At 63.4% G+C, this 2,111-nt stretch carries 2 protein-coding genes; one reads left to right on the forward strand and one right to left on the reverse strand.

Features of this window, described 5'->3' with window-relative positions; all coding sequences use genetic code 11:
* Positions 1 to 438 (forward strand): superoxide dismutase (locus Q1V43_RS05730; protein ID WP_300515089.1); only part of this gene is annotated, 438 nt, incomplete at its 5' end.
* Positions 439 to 509: 71 nt separating this feature from the next.
* Here the strand turns inward: Q1V43_RS05730 and Q1V43_RS05735 are convergent.
* On the reverse strand, positions 510 to 1,877 hold the full coding sequence (locus Q1V43_RS05735; RefSeq protein WP_300515092.1) for a tryptophanase: 1,368 nt from the start codon (positions 1,875 to 1,877) through the stop codon (positions 510 to 512).
* Between the last annotated feature and the right edge of the window lie 234 nt (positions 1,878 to 2,111).

Consider the following 2,111-nt stretch of genomic DNA (forward strand, 5'->3'; position numbering starts at 1 on the left):
GAAGAGATCATCGTGGGCACCTACGACAAGTCCACCGTGGCGCAGAACGGGATCTTCAACAACATCTCGCAGCTGTGGAACCACAACCAGTTCTGGGAGATGATGGGCCCGGGCAAGACCGCCATGCCCGGTGAGCTGGAAAAGGCCATCGTGGAGAGCTTCGGTTCGGTCGACGAGTTCAAGTCGCAGTTCGCCGCCGCCGGGGCCGGTCAGTTTGGTTCCGGCTGGTGCTGGCTGGTCAAGAACGCCGACGGGTCGCTGGCCGTGACCAAGACCGAAAACGGCGTGAACCCGCTGTGCTTCGGCCAGACCGCTCTGCTGGGCTGCGACGTGTGGGAGCACTCCTACTACATCGACTTCCGCAACAAGCGTCCGGCCTACCTGTCGAACTTCCTCGACAACCTGGTCAATTGGGAAAACGTGGCCGGCCGTCTGTGATCTGACTGGTTCTTCGGAACGTGGCGGCCGTCCCGGTTGGGGCGGCCGTTTTCTTTTCCTGGGACCGGCGGTCAGCCCAGACGTTCGAACCTGCAGGTGAAATGCCGCATGAGCCTGGGTTCCCAGGCAATTCGGAATCCGGTGAGTTCATCCTTCATCGCTGCCAGTTCCTCGAAGGTCTCGATGATGTAATCCGCATGGCTCTGCGTATAGGTGCGGCGCGGGAAGGCGAGGCGCACGAGGTCCATGACGGCGGGCTGTTCCGAGCCATCCGGCTGGCGGCCGAACATCACCGTGCCGATTTCGCAGGACCGCACCCCGGCCAGTTCGTATAAGGCCACCGCCAGAGCCTGACCCGGATATTCGGTCGGGAGGATGTGATCCAGCCAGGCCCGCGCGTCGATGAAAACGGCATGACCGCCCGCCGGTTTCACCACCGGCACGCCAAGCGCATCGAGCCTTTCGATGATGTATTCATTAGAGCGCATGCGGTAGTGCAGGTAATCCTCGTCGACAATTTCCGCCAACCCCTGCGCCAGCGCGTCCAGGTCGCGGCCCGCAAGCCCGCCATAGGTCGGAAACCCCTCGGTGCGGATCAGGTGGGCGCGGGCTTCCTCGGCCAGATCGTCGTCGTTCACGGCCAGCCAGCCGCCGATATTGCCGAACGCGTCCTTCTTTGCGGACATGGTCATGCCGTCTGCCTCGCGGAAACAGTCGCGCACGATCTCAGGGATCGGGCGGTCGTGCTGGCCCGGTTCGCGGCTCTTGATGAACCAGGCGTTTTCCGCAAATCGGCAGCCGTCGATGAAAAAGGGTTTGCCATGGGCGCGGGCCGTCGCGGCCACGGCGCGAATGTTCTCTAGGCTCACCGGCTGCCCGCCGCCCGCGTTGTTGGTAATGGTGAGCATCACGCAGGGCACGGCGTCCCCGTGCTCGCTCAGGTAGGCGTCCAGCCGGGCGATATCCATATTTCCCTTGAACGGGTGCAGGGAAGCCGGGTCGTGGCCTTCGTCGATCACCAGATCGGTGGCCGTGGCACCCGAAGCCTCGATATTGCCGCGCGTCGTATCGAAATGGGTGTTCGAGGGGATCATGCGCCCCGGGCCGCCGAAAATGGCGAACAGGATCGCCTCTGCCGCGCGGCCCTGGTGGGTGGGGATCACATGTTTGAAGGGCGCCAGGGTCTGGACCGCGTCGCGGAAGCGATGAAAGCTCGGGGACCCCGCATAGCTTTCATCGCCGCGCATGATCGCGGCCCATTGTTCGGCAGACATGGCGCCGGTGCCCGAGTCGGTCAGCAAGTCGATCAGCACGTCGTCGGCGTCAAGCGCGAAGAGGTTGTACTGCGCGTCGCGGATCAGCTGCTGGCGCTCGGCGCGCGTGGTCATGCGGATCGGTTCGACGGATTTGATGCGGAATGGTTCGATGATGGTTTTCATCCACTGGGCTCCAATATCAGGGTCCTGGGACGCTCGCGGCAACTCTCAACACGAAGGGACCCCAGCGCCACGGTTGCCCATACGGACCGCGCTCAGCGCCCAACAAGTTGCGCGGGATTTGTGGCATGGGGCCCTGCAGTCGGTCAAGCCTTGACCTTCGGGTCAATGTCAGGCCCAAAGGCGCAATGAGCGAGACGACAAAGGGCATCCTGGCCATGGTGGCGGCCTGCGTGA

The sequence above is a fragment of the Aliiroseovarius sp. genome (genome assembly GCF_030148435.1).
Taxonomy (GTDB): Bacteria; Pseudomonadota; Alphaproteobacteria; order Rhodobacterales; family Rhodobacteraceae; genus JASBTN01.

What these genes read in the sequence shown, in the direction of transcription:
- Q1V43_RS05735 (WP_300515092.1), bottom strand. Translation starts at nt 1,877, where the DNA reads ATGAAAACCATCATCGAACCATTCCGCATCAAATCCGTCGAACCGATC.